The 569-nt window shown below is 46.9% G+C and carries 1 protein-coding gene; it reads right to left on the reverse strand.

Annotation, left to right across the window (positions count from 1 at the left end):
* A partial coding sequence (locus DP116_RS29620; protein WP_246275751.1) for a PspA/IM30 family protein occupies positions 1-429 on the reverse strand: 429 nt, incomplete at its 3' end.
* Positions 430-569 lie beyond the last annotated feature (140 nt).

Raw genomic sequence — 569 nt, forward strand, 5'->3', positions numbered from 1 at the left:
GGCGCGAGCAATGTACATATCTTTTTTTGTTTTTGCTTCGGCAATTTTTAGCTCTAGGGTACGCATATCTTTTTTAATTCTAGCCACAACAGTACTTTGTTCGTCTATCTGAGTGGCAAGAGCTTCGCCCGTTTGTTGATATGCTCGCCGTTTGATAAGGGCTTCCCGTGCTAAAGATTCGTTACCTTGTTGAAGTGCTAGTTGAGCGCGGCGATACCATTCTTCTGCTGTAGATTGAGCATTAGCCATTTGTCGTTCTGTGCGCTTTTGGGTGGCGATCGCTTGCGCTATCCCTTGTCGCAATTGGATCCTATTCTCCTCCATCTGTTGGACAGTTTCTTCCAGAACTTTTTCTGGATCTTCTGCACTCACAGTTAAACTATTGAGATTCGCGCGAATCACCCGCATGATACGGTCAATTAGTCCCATGTCCTACCCTCGATGAACTTTTAAATAGGGGTGTAAGGGTTAACAGTCGTCAGTTATCAGTTATCAGTGAGCCAGCGCGAATGATGGCTTTCCCTCACTTGGCGACTGGCGTTCGCCCTTGGCGTGCGCTTTGCGCATAC

It is taken from the genome of Brasilonema bromeliae SPC951, assembly GCF_012912135.1.
GTDB classification, from domain to species: Bacteria; Cyanobacteriota; Cyanobacteriia; order Cyanobacteriales; family Nostocaceae; genus Brasilonema; species Brasilonema bromeliae.